Source organism: Halomonas huangheensis (genome assembly GCF_001431725.1).
GTDB lineage: Bacteria > Pseudomonadota > Gammaproteobacteria > Pseudomonadales > Halomonadaceae > Halomonas > Halomonas huangheensis.
On record NZ_CP013106.1, the window covers coordinates 4,164,508 to 4,184,903 of the forward strand.

At 58.1% G+C, this 20,396-nt stretch carries 20 protein-coding genes; 12 read left to right on the forward strand and 8 right to left on the reverse strand.

Going from position 1 to position 20,396, the window contains the following annotated elements; translation table 11 throughout:
• Positions 1–74: 74 nt before the first annotated feature.
• Complete coding sequence (gene polA / locus AR456_RS18035) at positions 75–2,861, reverse strand: DNA polymerase I (RefSeq protein ID WP_021817916.1); 2,787 nt, start codon at positions 2,859–2,861, stop codon at positions 75–77.
• Between the two features lie 291 nt (positions 2,862–3,152).
• Between polA and AR456_RS18040 the strand changes: the two genes are divergently transcribed.
• From AR456_RS18040 to speA, 3 genes are all read left to right on the forward strand, one after another.
• Positions 3,153–3,425 carry a DUF2782 domain-containing protein gene (locus AR456_RS18040; protein ID WP_021817915.1) on the forward strand — a complete coding sequence of 91 codons (273 nt, stop codon included), beginning with the start codon at positions 3,153–3,155 and terminating at the stop codon, positions 3,423–3,425.
• Between the two features lie 88 nt (positions 3,426–3,513).
• Positions 3,514–4,479 carry a homoserine kinase gene (locus AR456_RS18045; protein ID WP_021817914.1) on the forward strand — a complete coding sequence of 322 codons (966 nt, stop codon included), beginning with the start codon at positions 3,514–3,516 and terminating at the stop codon, positions 4,477–4,479.
• On the forward strand, positions 4,476–6,389 hold the full coding sequence (gene speA, locus AR456_RS18050; protein ID WP_021817913.1) for a biosynthetic arginine decarboxylase: 1,914 nt from the start codon (positions 4,476–4,478) through the stop codon (positions 6,387–6,389). The genes AR456_RS18045 and speA overlap by 4 nt, the downstream gene beginning before the upstream one ends.
• A 103-nt stretch (positions 6,390–6,492) precedes the next feature.
• Here speA and AR456_RS18055 read toward each other — a convergent pair whose 3' ends face one another.
• A complete protein-coding gene (locus tag AR456_RS18055) occupies positions 6,493–7,170 on the reverse strand; it encodes a fumarylacetoacetate hydrolase family protein (protein WP_021817912.1) in 678 nt (225 codons plus the stop codon).
• A 298-nt stretch (positions 7,171–7,468) separates the two neighbouring features.
• Here AR456_RS18055 and AR456_RS18060 point away from each other — a divergent pair, with 298 nt between their 5' ends.
• From AR456_RS18060 to AR456_RS18085, 6 genes are all read left to right on the forward strand, one after another.
• A complete protein-coding gene (locus AR456_RS18060; RefSeq protein ID WP_021817911.1) occupies positions 7,469–8,143 on the forward strand; it encodes a response regulator in 675 nt (224 codons plus the stop codon).
• Complete coding sequence (locus AR456_RS18065) at positions 8,140–9,555, forward strand: ATP-binding protein (RefSeq protein WP_021817910.1); 1,416 nt, start codon at positions 8,140–8,142, stop codon at positions 9,553–9,555. The genes AR456_RS18060 and AR456_RS18065 overlap by 4 nt, the downstream gene beginning before the upstream one ends.
• Positions 9,556–9,615: 60 nt before the next feature.
• A complete protein-coding gene (locus AR456_RS18070) occupies positions 9,616–10,119 on the forward strand; it encodes a GNAT family N-acetyltransferase (protein WP_021817909.1) in 504 nt (167 codons plus the stop codon).
• Positions 10,116–11,081, forward strand: coding sequence for an alpha/beta hydrolase (locus tag AR456_RS18075; RefSeq protein ID WP_021817908.1), 966 nt, complete (start codon positions 10,116–10,118; stop codon positions 11,079–11,081). The genes AR456_RS18070 and AR456_RS18075 overlap by 4 nt, the downstream gene beginning before the upstream one ends.
• 188 nt (positions 11,082–11,269) lie before the next feature.
• Complete coding sequence (locus AR456_RS18080) at positions 11,270–11,749, forward strand: phosphatidylglycerophosphatase A family protein (RefSeq protein WP_021817907.1); 480 nt, start codon at positions 11,270–11,272, stop codon at positions 11,747–11,749.
• A 518-nt stretch (positions 11,750–12,267) separates the two neighbouring features.
• A complete protein-coding gene (locus tag AR456_RS18085) occupies positions 12,268–12,459 on the forward strand; it encodes a hypothetical protein (RefSeq protein WP_021817906.1) in 192 nt (63 codons plus the stop codon).
• Positions 12,460–12,495: 36 nt separating this feature from the next.
• Here AR456_RS18085 and AR456_RS18090 read toward each other — a convergent pair whose 3' ends face one another.
• Positions 12,496–13,134, reverse strand: coding sequence for a YdcF family protein (locus AR456_RS18090; RefSeq protein WP_021817905.1), 639 nt, complete (start codon positions 13,132–13,134; stop codon positions 12,496–12,498).
• Between the two features lie 22 nt (positions 13,135–13,156).
• Positions 13,157–13,861, reverse strand: a complete 705-nt coding sequence (locus AR456_RS18095; RefSeq protein WP_021817904.1) for a TetR/AcrR family transcriptional regulator — start codon at positions 13,859–13,861, stop codon at positions 13,157–13,159.
• Between the two features lie 97 nt (positions 13,862–13,958).
• On the opposite strand from AR456_RS18095, the gene AR456_RS18100 reads away from it, so the two are divergent.
• Genes AR456_RS18100 through AR456_RS18110 form a run of 3 tightly spaced genes read left to right on the forward strand, consistent with a single transcriptional unit; the run spans position 13,959 to position 16,938 of the window.
• Positions 13,959–15,011 (forward strand): efflux RND transporter periplasmic adaptor subunit, encoded by a 1,053-nt coding sequence (locus AR456_RS18100; RefSeq protein WP_021817903.1) that lies wholly within the window; start codon positions 13,959–13,961, stop codon positions 15,009–15,011.
• The gene (locus AR456_RS18105; protein WP_021817902.1) at positions 14,999–16,252 is read left to right on the forward strand and encodes an ABC transporter permease; all 1,254 of its coding nucleotides are present in this window, start codon (positions 14,999–15,001) and stop codon (positions 16,250–16,252) included. The genes AR456_RS18100 and AR456_RS18105 overlap by 13 nt, the downstream gene beginning before the upstream one ends.
• Positions 16,249–16,938 (forward strand): ABC transporter ATP-binding protein, encoded by a 690-nt coding sequence (locus AR456_RS18110; RefSeq protein WP_021817901.1) that lies wholly within the window; start codon positions 16,249–16,251, stop codon positions 16,936–16,938. The genes AR456_RS18105 and AR456_RS18110 overlap by 4 nt, the downstream gene beginning before the upstream one ends.
• A gap of 10 nt (positions 16,939–16,948) precedes the next feature.
• On the opposite strand, the gene AR456_RS18115 is transcribed toward AR456_RS18110, so the two are convergent.
• From AR456_RS18115 to AR456_RS21760, 4 genes are all read right to left on the reverse strand, one after another.
• Positions 16,949–17,227 (reverse strand): PAAR domain-containing protein, encoded by a 279-nt coding sequence (locus AR456_RS18115; RefSeq protein WP_021817900.1) that lies wholly within the window; start codon positions 17,225–17,227, stop codon positions 16,949–16,951.
• A gap of 39 nt (positions 17,228–17,266) precedes the next feature.
• Positions 17,267–18,004: a hypothetical protein gene (locus AR456_RS18120; protein WP_021817899.1), complete on the reverse strand. Its 738-nt coding sequence runs from the start codon at positions 18,002–18,004 to the stop codon at positions 17,267–17,269.
• Between the two features lie 58 nt (positions 18,005–18,062).
• A complete protein-coding gene (locus AR456_RS18125) occupies positions 18,063–19,103 on the reverse strand; it encodes a DUF6708 domain-containing protein (protein ID WP_155829185.1) in 1,041 nt (346 codons plus the stop codon).
• A gap of 149 nt (positions 19,104–19,252) precedes the next feature.
• Positions 19,253–20,302 carry a DUF6708 domain-containing protein gene (locus AR456_RS21760; RefSeq protein ID WP_335337925.1) on the reverse strand — a complete coding sequence of 350 codons (1,050 nt, stop codon included), beginning with the start codon at positions 20,300–20,302 and terminating at the stop codon, positions 19,253–19,255.
• Positions 20,303–20,396 lie beyond the last annotated feature (94 nt).

Below are 20,396 nucleotides of genomic sequence, written 5' to 3' on the forward strand. Positions count from 1 at the left end.
CGAGGCTCCTGCTTCAAAGGCGACTCTTTCCAACAGCCACTCTTCTTGAAAGCGACTCTTTGTAAACGCTGTTCCTAGTGCGCTTCATCCCAGTTGGCGCCGTGGTTGGCCTCAACAATCAATGACACATCCAGACTCGCGGCATTCTGCATGCGTTCGCTGACCGCTGCCATGAACGGCTCTGCCTGCTCTTCGCGCACTTCGAACACCAGTTCATCATGTACCTGCATGACCATCCAGGCATCGAACTCATCGTTGTCGGTCAGCCAGGCATCGACGTCGATCATGGCACGCTTGATGATGTCCGCGGCGGTACCCTGCATCGGCGCATTGATCGCGGTGCGCTCGGCGCCCTGACGACGAGCACGGTTCTGCGAATGAATCTCCGGTAGATAGAGGCGACGACCATATACCGTCTCGACGAAACCATCCTCGGCCGCTTGTGAGCGGATGCGTTCCATATAGCGTGCCACGCCAGGGTAGCGGTCGAAATAACGCTCGATATAGGTCTTGGCCTGGCTCTGCTCGATATGCAACTGACGCCCCAGTCCCCAGGCGCTCATGCCATAGATCAGCCCGAAGTTGATCGCCTTGGCGCTACGTCGCTGGTCAGAGCTGACCTTGTCCAGCGCCACACCGAACACCTCGGCGGCAGTGGCGGAGTGAATATCACGTCCCTCGGCGAAGGCGGTGAGCAAGCCCTTGTCGCCCGACAGGTGGGCCATGATGCGCAATTCGATCTGCGAGTAGTCGGCAGCCACAATGCGGTAGCCGGGACGCGCGATGAACGCCTGACGAATCCGTCGGCCCTCTTCGGTACGGATCGGGATGTTCTGCAGGTTGGGATCCGAAGACGACAACCGCCCGGTGGATGCCACCGCCTGGTGGTAACTGGTATGCAGACGCCTGGTACTCTTGTTGACCAGTTTCGGCAGTTTCTCGGTGTAGGTCGAGCGCAGCTTGGACAGTCCACGGTGTTCCATGATCACCTTGGGCAACGGGAAGTCCAGCGCCAGTTCCTCGAGCACCGCTTCCGCCGTTGAAGGCGCGCCCTTGGGCGTCTTCTTGATCACCGGAATACCCTGTTCCTCGAACAGGATCTGGCCGAGCTGCTTGGGTGAACCGAGGTTGAACTCGCGCCCCGCCAATTCGTAGGCCCTGGCTTCCAGCTCGCGGATGCGCGTATCAAGCTCGCGGCTCTGGGTATGCAGAAGCTCGGCATCCAACGCTACGCCGTTGCGCTCCATATGCGACAGCACCCGAATCAGCGGGCGCTCGATCTCATCCAGCACCTCGGCCAGACGACCGATCCTTTCCAGCCGAGGGCGCAGCTCATGGTGCAAGCGCAAGGTGATGTCGACATCCTCACAGGCATAGGGAACCGCCTGTTCCAATGCGATCTGGTTGAAGGTCAACTGTTTGGCGCCCTTGCCGGCGATGTCCTCGAACTTCACCGTGCTTTCGCCGAGGTACTTGAGCGCCAGCGAATCCATGTCGTGGCGCGTCGCAGTGGAATCCAGCACGTAGGATTCCAGCATGGTATCGACCAGCGGCCCGGCAACAGTGATGTCGTGACGCGCCAGCACCGAGATATCGTACTTGAGGTTCTGGCCAATCTTGGTGATCGAGGCATCGCCGAGCACTTCAGACAGCGCTGCCAGCGTCGTCTTGCGGTCCAGTTGATCCGGGGCATCGAGATAATCGTGCCCCAGCGGAATATAGGCCGCCTCACCAGGCTCAATGGCCAGGCCAACACCGACAATATCGGCCTCCATGTAGTCGAGACTGGTGGTCTCCAGGTCGAAACAGAAGGCGTCTGCCTTACCCAGACGTGTCAGCCACTCATCGAATTCGGTCTGCTCGAGGATCACGCAGTCCCGGCGCTCACTACTGCTGGAGCCTTGCTGGTTGTTGCCCTCCTCGGCGTCACCTTCGGCGGACGGTGTCGGAGTGCCACCGGCGACATCATCCACGCCTTTGTCCTGGCCCTTGAGCAGTTCCTCCAGCCAGTTCCTGAACTCCAGGCGCTTGTAGAGTTCCTTGAGTGCTTCGCGATCCGGTTCGGCGATGGCCAGATCATCCAGCCCGACGTCCAGCTCACAGTCGGTCTTGATGGTCGCCAACTGGTAGGACAGATACGCCAGCTCGCGATTTTCCTCGAGCTTCTTCGGCAAGGTCTTCGCGCCACGGAAAGACAGCGTGGTGACCTTGTCGAGGTCGGCGTAGATGGTGTCGAGACCGCCTTCCATGCCCTGCAGCAGACCAATCGCGGTCTTTTCGCCAACACCCGGTACACCGGGAATGTTATCGACCTTGTCCCCCATCAATGCCAGATAGTCGATGATCAACTCTGGCGGCAGGCCAAACTTGTCGTTGACGCCTGCTACGTCCAGCGTCTCATCCTTCATGGTATTGACCAGGGTGATGTGCTGATTGACCAGTTGCGCCATGTCCTTGTCGCCGGTCGAGATCACCGCATCACGCCCCTGCTCGGTGGCCAGGCGCGCGAGGGTGCCGATAACGTCATCGGCCTCAACGCCCTTGATACACAGCAGCGGCAACCCCAGCGCCTTGATGCATGCATGCAACGGCTCGACCTGGGCACGCAGATCGTCTGGCATTGGCGGGCGCTGTGCCTTGTACTCGGCGTACAGGTCATCGCGGAATGTCTTGCCGGATGCATCGAAGACCACCGCCATGGGACTACCGGGATAGTCACGCAGCAAGCGCTTGAGCATATTGATCACACCCTTGATGGCACCCGTCGGCTTCCCTTCAGAAGTGGTCAGCGGTGGCAGGGCGTGAAAGGCACGGTAGAGATAGGAGGAACCGTCGACGAGGACGATGGGGCTTGCGGCCATGAGCGACGTCTCTGAACTGATATTGACATGGGAAGTCCAAGGGAAACACTGTGCGATAACGCAGTCGCCACAGCACCATCCCTTCATGATTGCCACTAATGATACGCACCCAACTGATATGCATCCATCAAAGGAGGTACCCGGCTTTGCGAAGACGCTTTTGTGATGACGCTTTCGTGATGACGCTTTAGTGAAGACTCTTTAGTGAAGACTCTTTAGTGAAGACCAGGATAGCCGTATAGTGATGCACTTGATGCATACCCCGCCCACCGTCTGGTGGAGGAGAGAATCATGACCCTTTCCCGATTGTTCCCTGCGCTGATGCTGGCCACCGCTCTTCTGGTGGGGGCTACGCCGGTGCTGGCCCAGAACCTCAAGCCGGATGTCAATGTGCGTGAGGAAGCCGACCAGACCATCCGCGAGTACCGGGTCAATGGCAAGCTTTATGCCATCCGCATCGAGCCCAGGGGCGGCAATTCCTACTTTCTCGTCGACCGCACCGGAAACGGCAATTTCGAACGCCAACAAGGTGACAACGTCGAGATCCCCGACTGGGTGAAATAAATCCTGCCCATCCCCCTGCTCGAGTGCGTGCAACCACAGGTGAAGTCGCTACAATAGCCCCCTTGGATTTTCCGGGGCGAGACAACACATGGCCGTATTCACTCCGCTTGCCGACGCACAGGTCGCAAGTTTCCTCAGCCGTTTCGACGTCGGCGAACTGGTCGAACTCAAGGGTGTACCCGCGGGTACCGAGAACAGCACCTTCTTCGTCACCACCGACCGACGCGAGCTGGTACTGACCCTGTTCGAACAGGGTGAACACGAGGAATTGCCCTTCTTCGTCGAACTGCTCGACTTCCTCGACGAACACCGCATTCCGGTGGCCGGTCCGGTTCATGACCGTGAGGGCATTGCCCTGCATGAGCTTGCCGATCGTCCAGCGCTGTTGTTCCCGCGCCTGCCCGGCACACATCCCAAGGCCCCCAACCTTGAGCAATGTCGCGCTCTGGGTGATGCCCTCGGTCGCCTGCATCGTGTGTCTCGGCACTTCCCCGGACAGCGTCCCAACCCGCGTGACATCCATTGGCTAAGCGCCATGTATCACAAGGTGCTGGGCTACCTCTCTCCAGAGGATCAGGCACTGATGCAGGATGAAGTGGAAGGCTACCAGGCCACGCTAGGCGAGAGCCCCGAGCTGCCCCAGGGTGCTTTGCATGGTGATCTCTTCCGCGACAACACGCTGTTCGATGGCGATCGTCTCGGCGGCATCATCGACTTCTACAATGGCTGTACCGGCGACCTATTGTTCGACCTGGCCATTGTCATCAATGACTGGGCCACCGATAGCAACGGACGGCTCGATGCGGCTCGTCACGATGCTCTGCTCGGTGCCTACCTCGCACAACGCCCGCTGAACGCCAACGAGCGCGAACTGTGGCCACTTATGTTGCGCCTTACCGCGCTGCGCTACTGGCTATCACGTCTGCTGGTGGTCTATGTTGACCCGCCGGCGCATGACCTGACGCCTCACGACCCCGAACAGTTCCGCCAGATCCTGCTAGCGCGTATTCAATATGGAGCGCTACCGCTGCCCAATCCCGGAGATGCCGAGTGAGCCAGACCACACCTGATGCCGTCACCCGTGCCCGCCGCACCTGGAACATCGACCAATGGGGTAGTGGCTACTTCGACGTCAACCACCAGGGACAAGCACTGGTGAGACCGCTTGGCGACGGTGTCGAAGGACCCAGCCTGCCACTGGTCGAGCTGACCCAGCAGTTGCGTCAGGCGGGCCTGCGCCTGCCGGTGCTGATTCGCTTCGCCGATATTCTGCATGATCGAGTCGAGCAACTGTGTGCGGCCTTCGACCAGGCGATGAGTGAGGAAGACTTCAGCGGTGGCTACACCGCGGTCTATCCGATCAAGGTCAACCAGCAGCGGCGCGTAGTCGAGGAGATACTCTCGACCCAGGAGCGTGGTCGTGGACGCGTCGGGCTGGAAGCCGGCAGCAAGCCTGAGCTGCTCGCGGTGCTGGCGCTATCGGGCGATGGCTCATCATTGATCGTCTGCAATGGCTACAAGGATCGCGAATATATACGTCTCGCGCTGATGGGCGAGAAGCTTGGCCATCGCGTCTATCTGGTGGTCGAGAAGCTCTCCGAGCTGCCGTTGATCCTGGAAGAAGCCGAGTCGCTTGGTGTCACACCACGCATCGGCCTACGCGCGCGCCTGTCCTCAGTGGGTCGCGGCAAGTGGCAGAGCACCGGCGGCGAGAAGTCCAAGTTCGGCCTTACCGCCGGCCAGATCCTCAGCGTGATCGAAACGCTCAACAACGCCGGACACCTGGACAGTCTGCAGCTGGTGCACTTCCACCTCGGCTCGCAGATCGCCAATATCCGCGACATTCAGCGCGGCCTGCGGGAATGCGCACGCTTCTACCAATTCCTGCGCCAGCTCGGCGCGCCGGTGGATACCGTGGATGTCGGTGGAGGACTCGGCGTCGACTATGAAGGCACTCGCTCGCGCAGCGACTGTTCGGTCAACTACTCGATGACCGAGTACGCGCGTAATGTGGTCTACGCCTTCAGTCAGATATGTGAGGCTGAGGAACTGCCACAACCACACTTGCTCAGCGAGTCAGGACGCGCGCTCACCGCACACCATGCGGTGCTGGTGACCAATGTCATCGGTGAAGAGCGTGTGGACATCAACCCACCCGGGGAACGTCAGTCGGATGATCCGGAGGTGGCAGCGCTGTGGCGGGTACACGAGTACCTCGAGCACAACCCGGAACCGCGTGAGCTGGTCGAGTCCTGGCATGACCTGGTGCAACACATGGGCGACCTGCATGATCGCTTTCTGCTGGGGCTGGCCGACCTGACCGCCCGCGCCGAAGGCGAGCGCGTCTACTTTGCGGCCTCCGCAGCGTTGCGTGAACGCCTCGATCCCCGCAACCGTGCCCACCGTGAAATTCTCGATGAGCTGGCCGAGAAGCTCGCCGACAAGCTGTTCGTCAACTTCTCGCTGTTCCAGTCACTACCGGATGCATGGGCAATCGATCAGATCTTCCCGGTGCTGCCGCTGACCGGCCTCGAACACAAGCCGGAGCGCCGCGGTATCATCCAGGACATCACTTGCGACAGCGATGGTCGGATCGAAGGCTACGTGGATGGTCAGGGTGTTGAAACCACCCTGCCACTGCCGGAGTGGCAGGAAGGCGAAGAGCAGTTGCTGGGCTTCTTCCTGGTCGGTGCCTATCAGGAAATTCTCGGTGACCTGCACAACCTGTTTGGCGATACCGATGCTGTCGATGCCTCACTGGACAGCAAGGGAAAGTGGGTACTGAGCCATATGCAACGCGGCGACCGAGTCTCCGATGTGCTGGGTTACGTCAACTTCAATGCCGAAGTCCTGCGCGACCGCCTACGCCACCAACTCTCGGCAAGCCGTCTCGACGCCGCCGAACAGCGCCGTTTCCTCGACGACCTGTCGGCGGGCCTCGATGGCTACACCTATCTCGAATAAATAAGCCACGAGCCACGAGCCACGAGCCACGAGCCACGAGAGCACCATGGTGTAAAATGCTGGTACCGCTCGTGGCTCGTGATCTGGTCGGGTGTGGGGCTTGCTAGCCGGTTACCCGGGTCGCCACGCTCAGCGCTTCACCATTCGGCAGTTTCAGCTCGAATGTCAGGCTTGTGCCCTGCTCCAGCTTGCCGACGCCCGCAGGGGTGCCGGTAAGAATCACATCGCCGGGCTCCAGGGTGAAGTGCTGGCTCATCTCCGCCAGCAGTACCGGAATCGGGAACAGCATATCGCTGACCTTGCCATGCTGGCGGCGCTGCCCGTCGATATCCAGCGTGAATTCCAGCGCCGACCACTCGGGGACCTCCTCCAGGGCGATAAAGACTGACAGCGGGCAGGATCCGTCAAAGCCCTTGGCGATTTCCCAGGGATGGCCCTTCTTCTTGAGCGCCGACTGAACGTCACGCAGGGTCAGATCCAACGCCAGCCCCACACCCGCCACGGCCTGTTGCGCCTCCTCGGCACTGGCGGCACGCAATGGCTTGCCGATCAACAGCGCCAGCTCGGTCTCGAAATGCACATCCGAGCGCGCGAAGGGCCCGTCAAGCGGTTCCTCCAGCGCTACCACACTGGTCGCTGGCTTGATGAACAGCAGCGGAGCATCGGGCACTGGATTATCCAGCTCGCGGGCATGCTCCGCATAGTTGCGGCCAATGCAGACCACCTTGCCCAGTGCGTGATCAAAACTCTGTCCATCGGCGAAGCGAGGTTGGAAGGGCATGCAGGACTCCTTGGAAACGTCAGGGGCTAATCAAATACCACAATCCCCTGAGTCTATCCCAGCCATATGCCCAGCGACGAGTCACACGTCCACCGCTCGATTCAGACACACGCTTGGTGGCTCGTGATGACCGGTCTTATCGCAGGCTCCTTAAGCGATCATTAAGGTAGACTCGGCACTATGGTTTTTAACTGCATATTGATCTTTAACTGCATATTGGTTTTTAACTGCATGTTCTGAACTGCATGTTCAGGCATTCATGCTCGGACCTTCATGGTGGTATCGACACGGAAATCCCATGCGCGCATTACTGGTGGAAGATGACCCGCTTCTGGGTGACGGCGTAAAAAGCGCTCTTGAACGCGAGGGCTATGCTGTGGATTGGTTCATGCAGGGCCACCAGGCTCTTGAGGCGACGACCACGGAAGACTTTTCGGTGATGGTGTTGGACCTTGGATTGCCTGACATCGATGGCCTCGAACTGCTTGGTCGAGTACGTAAAGCCAGCAATCTGCCCATTCTGATCCTGACCGCGCGTGATGCCCTCGAAGACCGCATCAAAGGCCTTGATTCCGGCGCTGACGACTACGTCCTCAAGCCTTTCGACCTACAGGAGCTGCTCGCTCGCCTGCGCGTCATCACCCGCCGAGCCTCGGGGCGCGCCAGTTCAGCCATACAGCTCGGGCCATTGAGCATTGATGAAGCCCAGCACCAGGTCTGCTGGCATGGCCACCCTGCCCCTCTGACCCGCCGTGAGTTCGCGTTGCTGGTCGAGCTGAGTCGCCAGCCCGGCCAGCTGCTGTCGCGTCCACGGCTGGAGAATCTGCTCTACAGCTGGGGCGAAGAACTCGAATCCAATGCACTGGAAGTTCATGTTCATCATCTGCGCAAGAAGCTCGACAAGCTGCTGATCGCAACCGTGCGCGGCATTGGCTATCGCCTCAACACCGAGTGGCTGGATACGCAATCGTGATTACGTCCATCCGCCGCTACCTGTTCCGCACTCTCGCCCTGACCGTGGCGGTCCTCACCTTGCTGGTAGTGACCGCGGCCTGGCTGATTTCGCGGCATGAACTGGTGGAGATCCTTGATGCCCAACTCAGCATTACCGCTCGCGGTTTGATGGCTAGCGTCCCCGAACACCCGAAGGCGGATGATTACCGTCGACTGGCCAACTGGCTGGACCAGGACGACAGAAGATCTCGCCTGTACTCTGCTGCGGGGGTTGATGACGCCAATGCGCACTCCGATTGGCCGGGTCGCCTGTTTCATCATGAAGAGCGCAAACTGGGGCTCGGCCTGTGGAATGCTGCACAGCAACCGCTGCTGATCGGCCCCGGCTGGCAGAAGGCCGACAACGCCATGGCTGCCCCGCGGGAAGAAGGGCTGGCATGGGAGCAATATGCTGGCCATCAATGGCGAGTGCTCAGCATCTTCGATGAACAACGCGGTATATGGATACGCCTGGGGATCGAGCAGGAGTTTCTCGATCACATCATGATGCGCATCGCCGCCAACCATCTGTGGCCGATGCTGTTGATACTGTCGCTGGCCCTATGGTGGGTACTGCGCCTGATCCGCCGTAGCCTGACGCCCATTGATCAGCTATCGCGTCAGGTCGAGAATCGTTCCGCCGAAACCCTGCAGCACATTGATGTCGAGATGCCCCGCGAGCTGCACGGCCTGCAATCGGCGCTCAATGACTTCATCCAACGTCTGAAACAGACTCTCGAACGAGAACGGCGCTTTACCGCCGACGCCGCTCATGAGATGCGAACTCCGCTGTCGGTGGTCAAGATTCATCTCGATAACGCACTGGCAGGCGAACATGATGCGCTGCCCAAGGCTCGCCAGGGCATCGAACGCCTGCAACGGGTCGTCGAGCAGTTGCTGATTCTGGCGCGTTTCGACCGCCAGCAATTTGCCGAAAGCCAACCCATGGATCTACGCGCGGTGGTGCTCGACATGGCAGCAGAGCTGTGGCCTCTCGCTCAAGCGCGTCAGCAGCAGTTGGAAGTCCGCCAGGCGATGTCGGCGACCATCACCGCCAATACCACTGAAATCGGTATTCTGGTGCGTAATCTTCTCGACAACGCCTTGCGCTATACCCCTGAAGGTGGCCGGATAGAAGTCACCCTGATCACACATCAGCATGGCATCACACTGAGCGTTACCGACAACGGCCCCGGCATTCCTGAACACCGGCTGCCAACCATTACCGACCGCTTCCATCGCGCCAGCCAACAGACCACCAGCGGCAGTGGCCTCGGGTTATCCATCGTGGTGGCACTGGCCGAACGCCATGCTGCAACGCTGTCGTTAAGCAACGCCGATCAGGGCGGATTGGTGGCAACGCTGGAATGGCCTGTATCCCCTCGCCTTTAATGGCACTATCTACGCTGACCTTGTCGCTTCCAGAACCTTCATTTCACAGCAGAGACGAGCGTGATACAGATCATTGAGGATGACCTGTCGAGTGCGGAGATGATTGCGCTGATCCGCACTCACCTGACCAACCTGCAGGAACTGGCACCGGACTCGCCGCCACAAAGCCGTCACGCGCTGTCACTGGATGACCTGCGGCGTCGCGATGTGACGTTATGGGGTGCCTGGCATGGGCCGACACTCGCAGGCTGTGTTGCCCTCAAGGTACTGAGTGCCAGACATGGCGAGATCAAGTCGATGCGCACCGCAACGGGCTTCGAGCGCCAGGGCATCGCCTCACTGATGCTTGAGCACCTTATCTGTGTGGCAAAGGAGCGCGGCCTCTATCGACTGAGCCTGGAAACCGGCTCTCAACCAGGCTTCGCCCCCGCTCGGGCCTTCTATCAGCGCCACGGGTTCAAGGAATGCCAGCCCTTTGCTGAATACGTGGAAGACCCCAATAGCGTCTACATGAGTCTGGAGCTGGCCGATCAGCAGGCAATACCGGCGGAGCCAGTGACATGAGCCAGAGAGTGATCCAGAGCAAGAGCGCACTCAGCGACGAAGGTGAGGCAGGTGATCAGGACGACCTCCCGGAAGGAGCTCTCAATGTCGCCTTCTCAAGCAAAGGCACGGTATGTCGCGGTTGGCATTTTGCGCCCACTCAACAGCCGGCTCACTCCACCGTGCTGATGGCCCATGGACTCGGTGGCACGATCGATGGCGGGCTGGTCGACTACGCCCGTCAACTATCGCGGGCTGGCTATCGCGTGGTGGCCTTCGACTACCGCTACTTCGGCCGCTCCGATGGTAAGCCCCGTCAACTACTGACCGTTGGTGATCAATTGGCCGACTGGACTGCGGCCATCACTTTTACCCAACGCCTCGACCCATCCGCTCCTCTAGTGCTTTGGGGAACGTCCTTCTCGAGTGGCCATGTAGCGAGTCTAGCGGCACGACGTGAAGACATCGCGGCGGTGATCGCCATGAATCCCATGCTGGATGGTTTGTCTTCGGTTCTCGCCAAATTGCGAGAGAGTGGCTGGATGCCAGTGCTCAAGCTGACGCTTGGCGCCTTCGAGGATTACTTGCGTGGACTGGTCGGCATCGCACCGAAATACGTGGCCATTGTTGGAGAGCCCGGTGATCTCGCAGCGATGACCGCTCCTGACGCCGAACAAGGCGTCACCCGCTTTGCCGCCGACAACTTCGTCAACAGCATGTCAGCCCGTATGTTGCTGACACTGGGACTGTATCGCCCTATCCGTCGCGCCGGACGCATCCGCTGCCCGGTGCTGCTGCAACTCTGCCTGCGCGATAGCGTTACCCCTGTCGCTGCTGCTTACCGGACCGCCGCTCGTCTTGGTCGCCGAGCCACAGTAAAGACCTACGACGCCGGCCATTTCGATATCTATCAGGGAGAACTGCAGGAGGCCTTTCTACATGACCAGCTCATCTTCCTGGAGCGTGCGCTAAGTCACACGTAGTTCCAGGCCACTAAGTCTATAAAGTCCATATAGCTCAAAGCCTACATATCATCATGCGACACCGGTTGCGCGGTTATACTGCCTCGCTCCGGCTCACGTGAACGATGAAAAGTGCGTGAACGATGAAAAGTACGTGAGCAAGGCACTGGCAGCATTGAAGAAACATCTGGAATATCTCAGGAGCACTGATGCAGGACATTCTGATATGGCTGGCCTCGGGACTTGGCCTCGGCTACTCCCCCTGGGCACCGGGGACCGTCGGCTCACTACTCGGGCTGCCGCTGGCCTGGTGGTTACTGAGTCTGCCGCGTTATCGGCGCTCCATCATCACCGCGATTCTGATCGTCGCCGCCGTGCCGCTATGTGATGCCGCATCCATCTGGCTGGGGGGTGGTGATGTACAACAGATCGTTGCCGATGAAATCGTCGCCATGCCGCTGACGGTTATCTTCCTGACCACTGCGACTCGAGCATGGAGCGTACCTCTCGGCTATGCCCTGTTCCGCGTGTTCGATATTCTCAAGCCGTTTCCCGTGAGCTGGGCAGAAGGCCTCGGTGGCGGAGGCGGACTCGGCATCGTTGCCGATGATGTCGTCGCGGCCATCTATGCTGCGATCATCATCGCCGTGGTTGCCTGGATGGTACACAAGAGGCGCCAGCAGCACTGATCCTCACGAATCAGCCGTTCAGCCTGCAGCAACGGAAAGCCCCGACCATCTCTCGATGGCCGGGGCTTTCCAGATCAGTATCTGACATCACAGTGCCCCGTTCTCGAGGTCCTGCACTCAACCCTCTTGCGACACGCGAGAACTCGTCATCTGTAGATCGTCAGAGATACATAAAAAAGTCATAGTTCCTGTGCATCATACGCCTCTCACCCGCTTAGGCTCGCGAAGAAGCTGTCAGCTTCTGATCGCAGTGCCAATATCGCCATCGCAGGGGACAAGAACGCCATGATGTACTACCCGATCAGCTGTACTCGTTGCGGATGCACTCGGCAAAGCCTGCCCCATGGCACGCAAAGCTGGGAGCCTATCCATTGCCATGAATGCGGTGAGTTTCTCGGAACTCGTGATCAATGGGATGAGTGGCAGACAATCAGCTATGCCGTAAAGATGCTCAATATGTCACGTGCCCTGTTGCTGCGCATGGCCCGGGAACGTACCGCGACGGGGAGTTCGTGAACATGATTTCGGTCACTCTCGACCTGACCTGCTCGGTGTGTGGTTTCAGCCGCTTTCTATTGCCCATCCATCAGTTGGATGACGCCAACGTATGTTGCGCCAATTGCGCCGCTTACACGTGCAAGGCACTGGATCTCGAGCGCGTGTTGTCGGCTGTCCAGCACAAACCGCAAACGCCGCAACCATCGCTGTAAACCGCGCCAATGTAAATGACACCAGTACAAGCTTAGTTAGATGTCCGGCACCAGATGCCGGTCAAAACCGGCATCAATCAGCGCACGCCATGCCTGCAATACATCATCAGGAACAGCGACAGGCGTCTGATAACCAAGCTGGGGATACACCAGCAGTCGGTGTACATCACCCACCATCTCCTCGACCAACCCCAGCACCCCGATCTGATTCGACACTTGCTCGGGAAACTGGATATCGGGGGCGCTGACGGCGACTTCCACCTGTGGCCACTGAATCGGCAACGTCTGCTGTACGCGGCGAATGGAATTCGGCTTGGTGACAAAGGTCACTCGCCGTACCCCCTCCAACATCTTCCGGGACAGCGCGATATTCTCGGCGAAGTTGGTTGCCTTGCACTCCAGGATCAGTTGCTGGTCTGCAATGCCGTTGGCCCACGCTCGCTCGGCGAACACTTCCGCTTCCGTGGATGACCACAGGTAACGCGTCCAGTTGCCCATGCTGCCGGAAATCAGCATGCGTGGCGCCACTCCTCGATGGATCAGCTCGCATGCATGATCGCACACCCGCAGGTCATAGGAGCCGCACACCACAAGCGCATCACTGTTCGGCAGCCAGGCATTGCCGGCAGCGAGAAACTCCCAGAGGCACCTGGCATGACGCATGGTTGATGTCATCGATTGCTCTCCTCCCTGAGGCTCACTGAGATGGGGCGGCGAGTGCCCCGACAATAGCGCGGGAAAAGCCATCTTCCACATAGTCCACGCTACCATCGGCAAGGCCTAATATGCGATCCACCACCACACCCTGAAAGCGCAGCGCCTGATCCAGTTCATCGGCCGCTGTATCAGCCTCGTCGGTGCCGGCCGCATTCATGGCTCGCGCCACGGTGCGATAGCTGGCTGCCCCAAGCTGCAGGATAGTCTCCGCCGCCAGATGCGCATCAGGCACATCGAAACGGCCCTCCTGACGCCCCTGCTCGATAATGCGTGCCAGCAAGGGCGTAACCACCGCCATCGAGGCGGTATTGATGCGATGGTAGAGCACCTGATTACCGGGCTGGAAAAGCGTCTCGAACAGCCCACGCATCTGCGGCACCTGCTCCACCTTCATCTTGCGCGCCCGTGACAGAAAGGCGTTGAGTCGAGCCAGCGCATCGAGATCAGGGCTCTCCATCACATCCGACAGTTGCGCCATGCTGGCACTGGCCAGGCGTTCGACCAGCGCCTCGAGGACTTCTTCCTTGGAAGTGAAGTGGTGATAAAAGCCACCCTTGGACAGACCGGCATGCTGAATCAGTTCATTGACCGTGGTCTTGTCGTAGCCACGTTCGAAGAACAGTGCCTGGGCACTGTCCAGTAATTCGCCGCGCCGCTGTTCCGCGGACTTTATCTGGCGAGCCATGATGAGTTCCCCGTAGAGTCCAGAATAATGCTTGACCCGTTACCGACCGATGGTCTGTAATTGGACCGACCGTCGGTCTGTTAAAGGTAACTCGGGAATGAAGCCCGCGCAATCCAGGTTGTCTACCATCATACGCCGCTTGTTGCGTCTGCTGCTCGTACTGGCGCTGCTCGCCGGCTGCGCCCTGGCCATCTGGTGGGCCATGCGCCCCACTCCGGTGACAACAGTGACTCCGGTTCGCGGTGACGCCGCCGAAATCGTCTACGCCACAGGCGTCGTCGAGCCCCGCGACTGGGCGCAACTGGCTCCGCTGGCGCGTGGCCGTATCGAATACCTGTGCCAGTGTGAAGGCGAATGGGTCGAACAGGGCAGCGTTCTGGCCCGCCTCGATGATCGCGAAGCGAAGGCCCGGCTGGAGGAGTTGACGACACGCGCCGCCCAGGCCGACGACGACCTGGCGCGTATGGAGCGACTCGCCCAGCAGCGGGCTGTCAGCCAACAGTCGCTGGATCAGGCTCGCAGCGATGCCTACCGTGCTCGTGCACTGGCGAGTGCACAGGAAACACTGCTCGATCACCATGTGCTGCGCGCACCCCTGGCGGGAGAAGTGCTGCGCCAGGACGCCGAAATTGGTGAGATCGCCGGACCTGATCAGGCACTGTTCTGGGTCGGTCAACCCCAGAAGCTGCAAGTGGTCGCAGAGGTCAATGAAGAAGACATTCCCGACGTCGAGTCAGGACAGCGCGTACTGATCCATGCCGATGCGTTTCCCGAGCGGAAACTGGAAGCCAAGGTTATACGGGTCACTCCCAAGGGCGACCCGGTGGCACGGACATACCGTGTCTATCTCGAATTGCCCGAAGGAACACCGCTGCGCATCGGTATGAGTGTCGAAGCCAATATCATCACCCGTGTGGTCAACAACGCTCAGTTGCTGCCTATCGAGGCTTTCCAACAGGATGAAGTGTTCATCGTCGACAATGACGAGGCGCAGCGACGCACACTGGACGTGGGGATCCGTGGTACGGAGCGCGTGGAAGTGGTGACACCACTGGAGGAAGGGACACAAGTCATCTCACCCTGGCCGACAGAACTGTCGGAGGGTGATCAGGTCACCATCAGCGCCGGAGACAGCGCATGGTACCCCTGATTCTGGACCTGGCGATCACCCATATTCTGGGGCGTGGACGCCAGACCTTGATCGCCGTGCTCAGCGTCGGTCTCGGCGTGGGCTTTTCGATTGCCATGGCCTCACTGATGCAAGGTGGCGAAGATGACTTGATCGACCAACTGGTCAATGACATGCCGCATGTGCAGATCAGTGACGAGCAGCGCGATGCGCGCCGACAGCCCGCGGAGGATATGTTCGGCGCAGCGCAGATTCATGGCCTGAGGCCATTGGAGGACAGGCGCGGGATGCTCAATCCCGAAGAGATTCGCGCCCAACTCAGCGCCTGGCTTCCCGGCGAGATGGTCTGGCGCCTGCAGACCCAGGGCGTAGTGCGTTATGCCGGACGCGATGAAGGCATCAGCCTCTACGGCATCGAGCCCGAGCAGGAGGCCGCCGTCGAGTCGATCAAGCACGAAGACTTCGTACGTGGAGATTTCAACTCGCTGCTCAGCGGCGGCAACAACATCGTCATCGGTGACCGACTGGCTGCCAAGCTGGGGGCAGACTTCGGCACGACCCTGACATTGGTGTCATCCACCGGTCAGACACGCGCATTCAAGATCACCGGTATCTATCACACCGGCACGACTGCACGCGACGAAGGCGAAGGCTATGTGCTGCTGAAGAAAGCGCAGGCCATCAGCGAACGCCCCAATGTCATCAACAGCATTCGGCTGTATCTGCCTGACCCGGATATGGCCCCGGCAGTGGCAGCCCGCGCAGAGACACAGATCGGCTACAAGGCGGTTTCCTGGCAGGAGGCCAATGAGTCACTGCTTGAAGCGCTGGTGATCCGTAATGTGATCATGTACACCGTCGTCGGCACCATTCTGCTGGTGGCCGGTTTCGGCATCTACAACATCATCTCAACCCTGACCCACGAGAAGTCTCGCGATATCGCCATTCTCAAATCATTGGGCTTTACCGAACCCGATATACAACGGCTTTTTGTACTGGAGGGAATGGTCTTCGGTGTTGCAGGTTCAGTACTGGGTTGGCTGTTGGGCTTTGGCCTGTGTGTCGGGCTATCGATGGTGCGTTTCGAGCTCGGTGGTGACGTCGTCGCCCAGGAAATTACACGCCTGCCGCTGGCCTGGAGCATCTGGCATTACGTGATTTCAGGAGGCTTCGCGATGTTCTCCGCCATAGTGGCCGGTTACCTCCCGGCACGCCAGGCAGCCCGCCTGAACCCTGTTGCCATTATTCGGGGCGCATCATGAAGACACTGGTGGAAGCGCGCGACCTGGGCCGTGTCCTGCCGGCGACGGTACCGGTAACGCTGGTGGAGAATATCGACCTGACGATTGGCGACAACGAGTTTGTCGCCATTACCGGCCCGTCGGGCTCGGGCAAGTCATCCCTGCTGTACTTGCTGGGACTGCTCGACCAGCCCAGCCACGGTAGCCTGCATATCGCCGGACACGACACCGCCAGGCTCAAGGAGCCGGAGCGCGCCGCACTGCGCCTGGAATCCATCGGTTTCGTGTTCCAGTTCCACTTTCTACTGCCGGAATTCAGCGTACGTGCCAACGTCGAACTGCCGATGCGCAAACTGGCACGGCTCTCGGCCAGCCAGCGACGCGCCAGAGCAGAAGAACTGCTCGATTCCCTCGGTCTGGCGGATCATCTCGACAAACTGCCGGAACAACTTTCCGGTGGACAACGTCAGCGCGTGGCCATCGCCCGTTCACTGGCCAACGACCCACCGCTATTGTTCGCCGACGAACCCACCGGCAGCCTCGATACCCAGAGTTCCGAACAGGTCTTCAACATTCTCGACGAACTGGTCCACCAGCGCGGCAAGACCGTTGTCGCCGTGACCCACGACCTCGATATGGCGGATCGCGCCGACCGTCGAGTACACCTCGTCGATGGCCGGTTAGCGGATCATACGGAGTCACACTGAAGGATACTGATCAGCCGATGGCGTGGCTGCTGTTTGAAGACGAGATCAGCTTCGCCCCACAGCTGGTGGCGCAGCCATGAAAAGCGACCGCCTTGCCATTGACCGTGATGGTCGGGTGCCCTTCGATGATGCTGCACACCCCATGCCCTTTCTTCGGACATGTCACCTTGTCCCCTACCACCGCAACCGGCTTACCATTAACGGTATACGTCGACTGCCCTGAAATCACACGACCGCCATGTGTCGTGGCATCGCCGAGCAGAACTACTCCATCACCTGAACCGAACATTGTTGTGCTCCTTTTCCGCCCCGGACTATGGCCCGTGGATCATCCTTCCAGAACTTCCTGAGATTGCTTACCACTATCCACCCTATTCCTCATTGCAAGCTCGAAGCGATCTCTGTCGTGGGGCAACAGGCCGCCTGAAGCAATCCCGATCTTCCTGACCTTACCCGCCTCATTGCCATGCCGCCGGTAATGCAGGATACAGGAACGCTTCTTGTACTCGACCTGCGATATTTCGCTATATCGCAACTCCAATTTCGATCTCACCGGACCACGGTTGATCATCAGATGATCATCGCGGAACTCAACCAGAGGGGACTGCCTCCACCACACGCCCATCACCATCATGATGACACCGATAGCCCCAAGGCTCGCAGGGCTGGAAAAGCCAGCCAGCATGTATACCAGCAGCACCACAATCCCACATACAAACATAAGGTTGCCTTGCTTCACCGCATGGAAAGCTGCCACGCCCCGCCCTGATAGCTCACGTCCCTCAAGGGATGCATCCCTATCCTTGCTGGTGGCTTTCCTCGCACCAATAATGGCCACCAGGCCCAAGGGGACAAAAATGACTGAGCCAATGATCACGAGAACAGAGCCAGCTTTCCTCTTTCCGGATAACATCATCAGAAAGCCGACAACAGACAGGCTCCAGAAGCCGATACAGAGGTAGGTTCCTACCTCAACAGCCTGCGCATTATTGAAACCATAAAAGTCCTGGGACAAACCGAAGGTCCACAGCAGGTTAAGCACCAAGCCAACAAATACAATCTTCATGGAAAACTCCCTTTCCCCTAAAAAATCTAAACATAAAACCCACAACCCATTCACGGGATTAATATATTTCCTGTACCAACCAGAGCACTCCAGCCCCAATTACTGACAAGCCAATGAAAAAGCATATAACTGGCCATCCCAATTCCCAGAAACCATACTTTCCATTGCTACGCCAATCCTTCTGACAGGGATCATCAGGATCAATTTTGCACTCAGCTTCTATTTCCTTAGGCCATTGAGGAAGCTCACTCGTACTCATGGCCAACCACCGTCCTAAAGTAGTAATAGCCAATACCGGTGAGAACAAAAGCTGTCCCTTTAAAGGCCACTTCGAGGCTGGTGCGAAGGTTGCGATCAGCCCGAACTTGACCCCTTCTCGACGACCATCAACGGGGGGATATATCTCTGTATGGTCAGCGTTTTTCTCAACCCCATCCGGTTCCTCCATATACCGCCTAATATATTCCCATAACTGAAACACCCCATCCCTGTCTCCCAAGTAAGGATACCCAAGAGTAAAAGTGTCCTTAACTGTTTCACCATCACCATCTAGAACATGAGCCCGGATATCAAAGCTCTTATCAAAGAGAGGAAGTTTACTCTTTCCTACACAGAAGAAAAGATTATCCCAGGATGCTACCAGGACGGTATCTCTTGGCCTATACACATAAACCTTTCGATTTATTCTATTCAACCTAACTGGATAGTGTGTCTCTCTAAAACAATCAAACCGCATTCCTCTATAACCGACCCATGCAAAAACAACAAATACAAACATAGCAATAGAAGAGAAAACCCATGTTTCAAACTCTCCTTTTTCAACAGCAAGATTCAAAAATGCTAGAACTCCAACTACACAGGGTATTGATATTATTGCCCCCTGCCACGCAGCACATCCTTTTATGGGGTACCACCGATCAACCAGCTCCAAATATGTGCCATTAATTTTTATAGCTGACATCCAATCGGAAGGGGTGACTGCAGATGGAACCCTTATATCCAACCTATTCTTTTTTTCATCTTCCACCAAGACTCGGTTAATCTTATAGTCACGCTTGTAGTTATGTTTTCCATCTCTGCCAAAACCAGTGTAATCCATTTGATCGCTCACTTTTCGGAAGAACCAGCTCTGACATTGCTGACCTCGAACCAGGACGGCGGTCATCAACTGTTCGCGCTCACCCCGAAGAGGTAGCAGCCAACTCACGTCAGCTGCTGACAAGAGAATGAAAAATCCGCTCAGTGCTATCAACCAAAGACGATGATCCAGCCGATAACGCCGACGAAGGCTCCCACTCCAATAATCGTGCAGATCAGTGGCCAGTAAAGCTCCCACCATCCGATCGTGTCGTTGTCACGCCAAGTCAGTGCATAGGGATCATCCGAATCCACCTGACTTTCCTGTTCCACCTCTGCTGGCCACTCCGGCACTTTGCTGGTCCACATCGCAAATATCCGGCCGATAGCGTTCAAACCCAACACAGGGGAGGCTATAAACTGTAGCCATGGCCAATGACCTGACCAGGCATAGTTCTGAACAATACTCCAGCGCCAGCCCTCTTTACGCCCATCTACCGGCATCAAGTAACCTGTTTGTTCCTTGAGATGTCGCCAGGTACGCTCTACGCCATCCTCCGCTTCCATATAGGGCTGTAGAAAGGCCCAGAACTTGTTGATCGACTCAGCGTTGCCCAGTAATGACGGGTATCCCAGCGAAAACGACTCGCGTACCGTTTCGCCGTCAGCGTCCAGCACATGGACTCGTAGATCATAAGTAGTGCCACTGAGCGGACTCTTGGCTTCGCCGAGGGTGAGAAACAGGGAGTCCCAGGGGACCGTCAATACTGTGCCGTTCTGGCGAAAGAAATGCACCTGGCGTGTCTCACGACTCAGGCGCATGGGATAGTGAGTCCAGCGGCCACATTCGGTAGAGATCAACCACCAGCCACCCCAAGCTAGTGCTATAAAAAGCGGAGTCAGTAAACTTAGCCCAACCCAGTCCACGGTCGATAAAGGTGCGGTGCGGCCAGAAAGAAATAGAGCGCTATATATCCCAGCCACTCCCCCTATTGAAAGCAAAATGACACACGTCCCAAACCAGGTATTGAACCCCTTGATCGGATACCATCGGTCCACCAGGTCCATATAACTGCTATTGCATTTTATGACCGATAGAAAATCCATCGGCGGTGCGCTGCTTTTCGTCTTCTGATGGTAACGTGTCGCACGTTCGTTCTCGGTCAAGGGGCGATCCACGGGGAAGCGGATATTGCGGTAATCCAGTCCAGCGTAATCCATAATTCAGCCTTATAGAGCGTCAGAGGCCAGCTTCAGCTCAAGGCCAGTAGGCAGCAGCCAATGCAGGTGCGTCAGCTGCTTACAAAAGGATAAA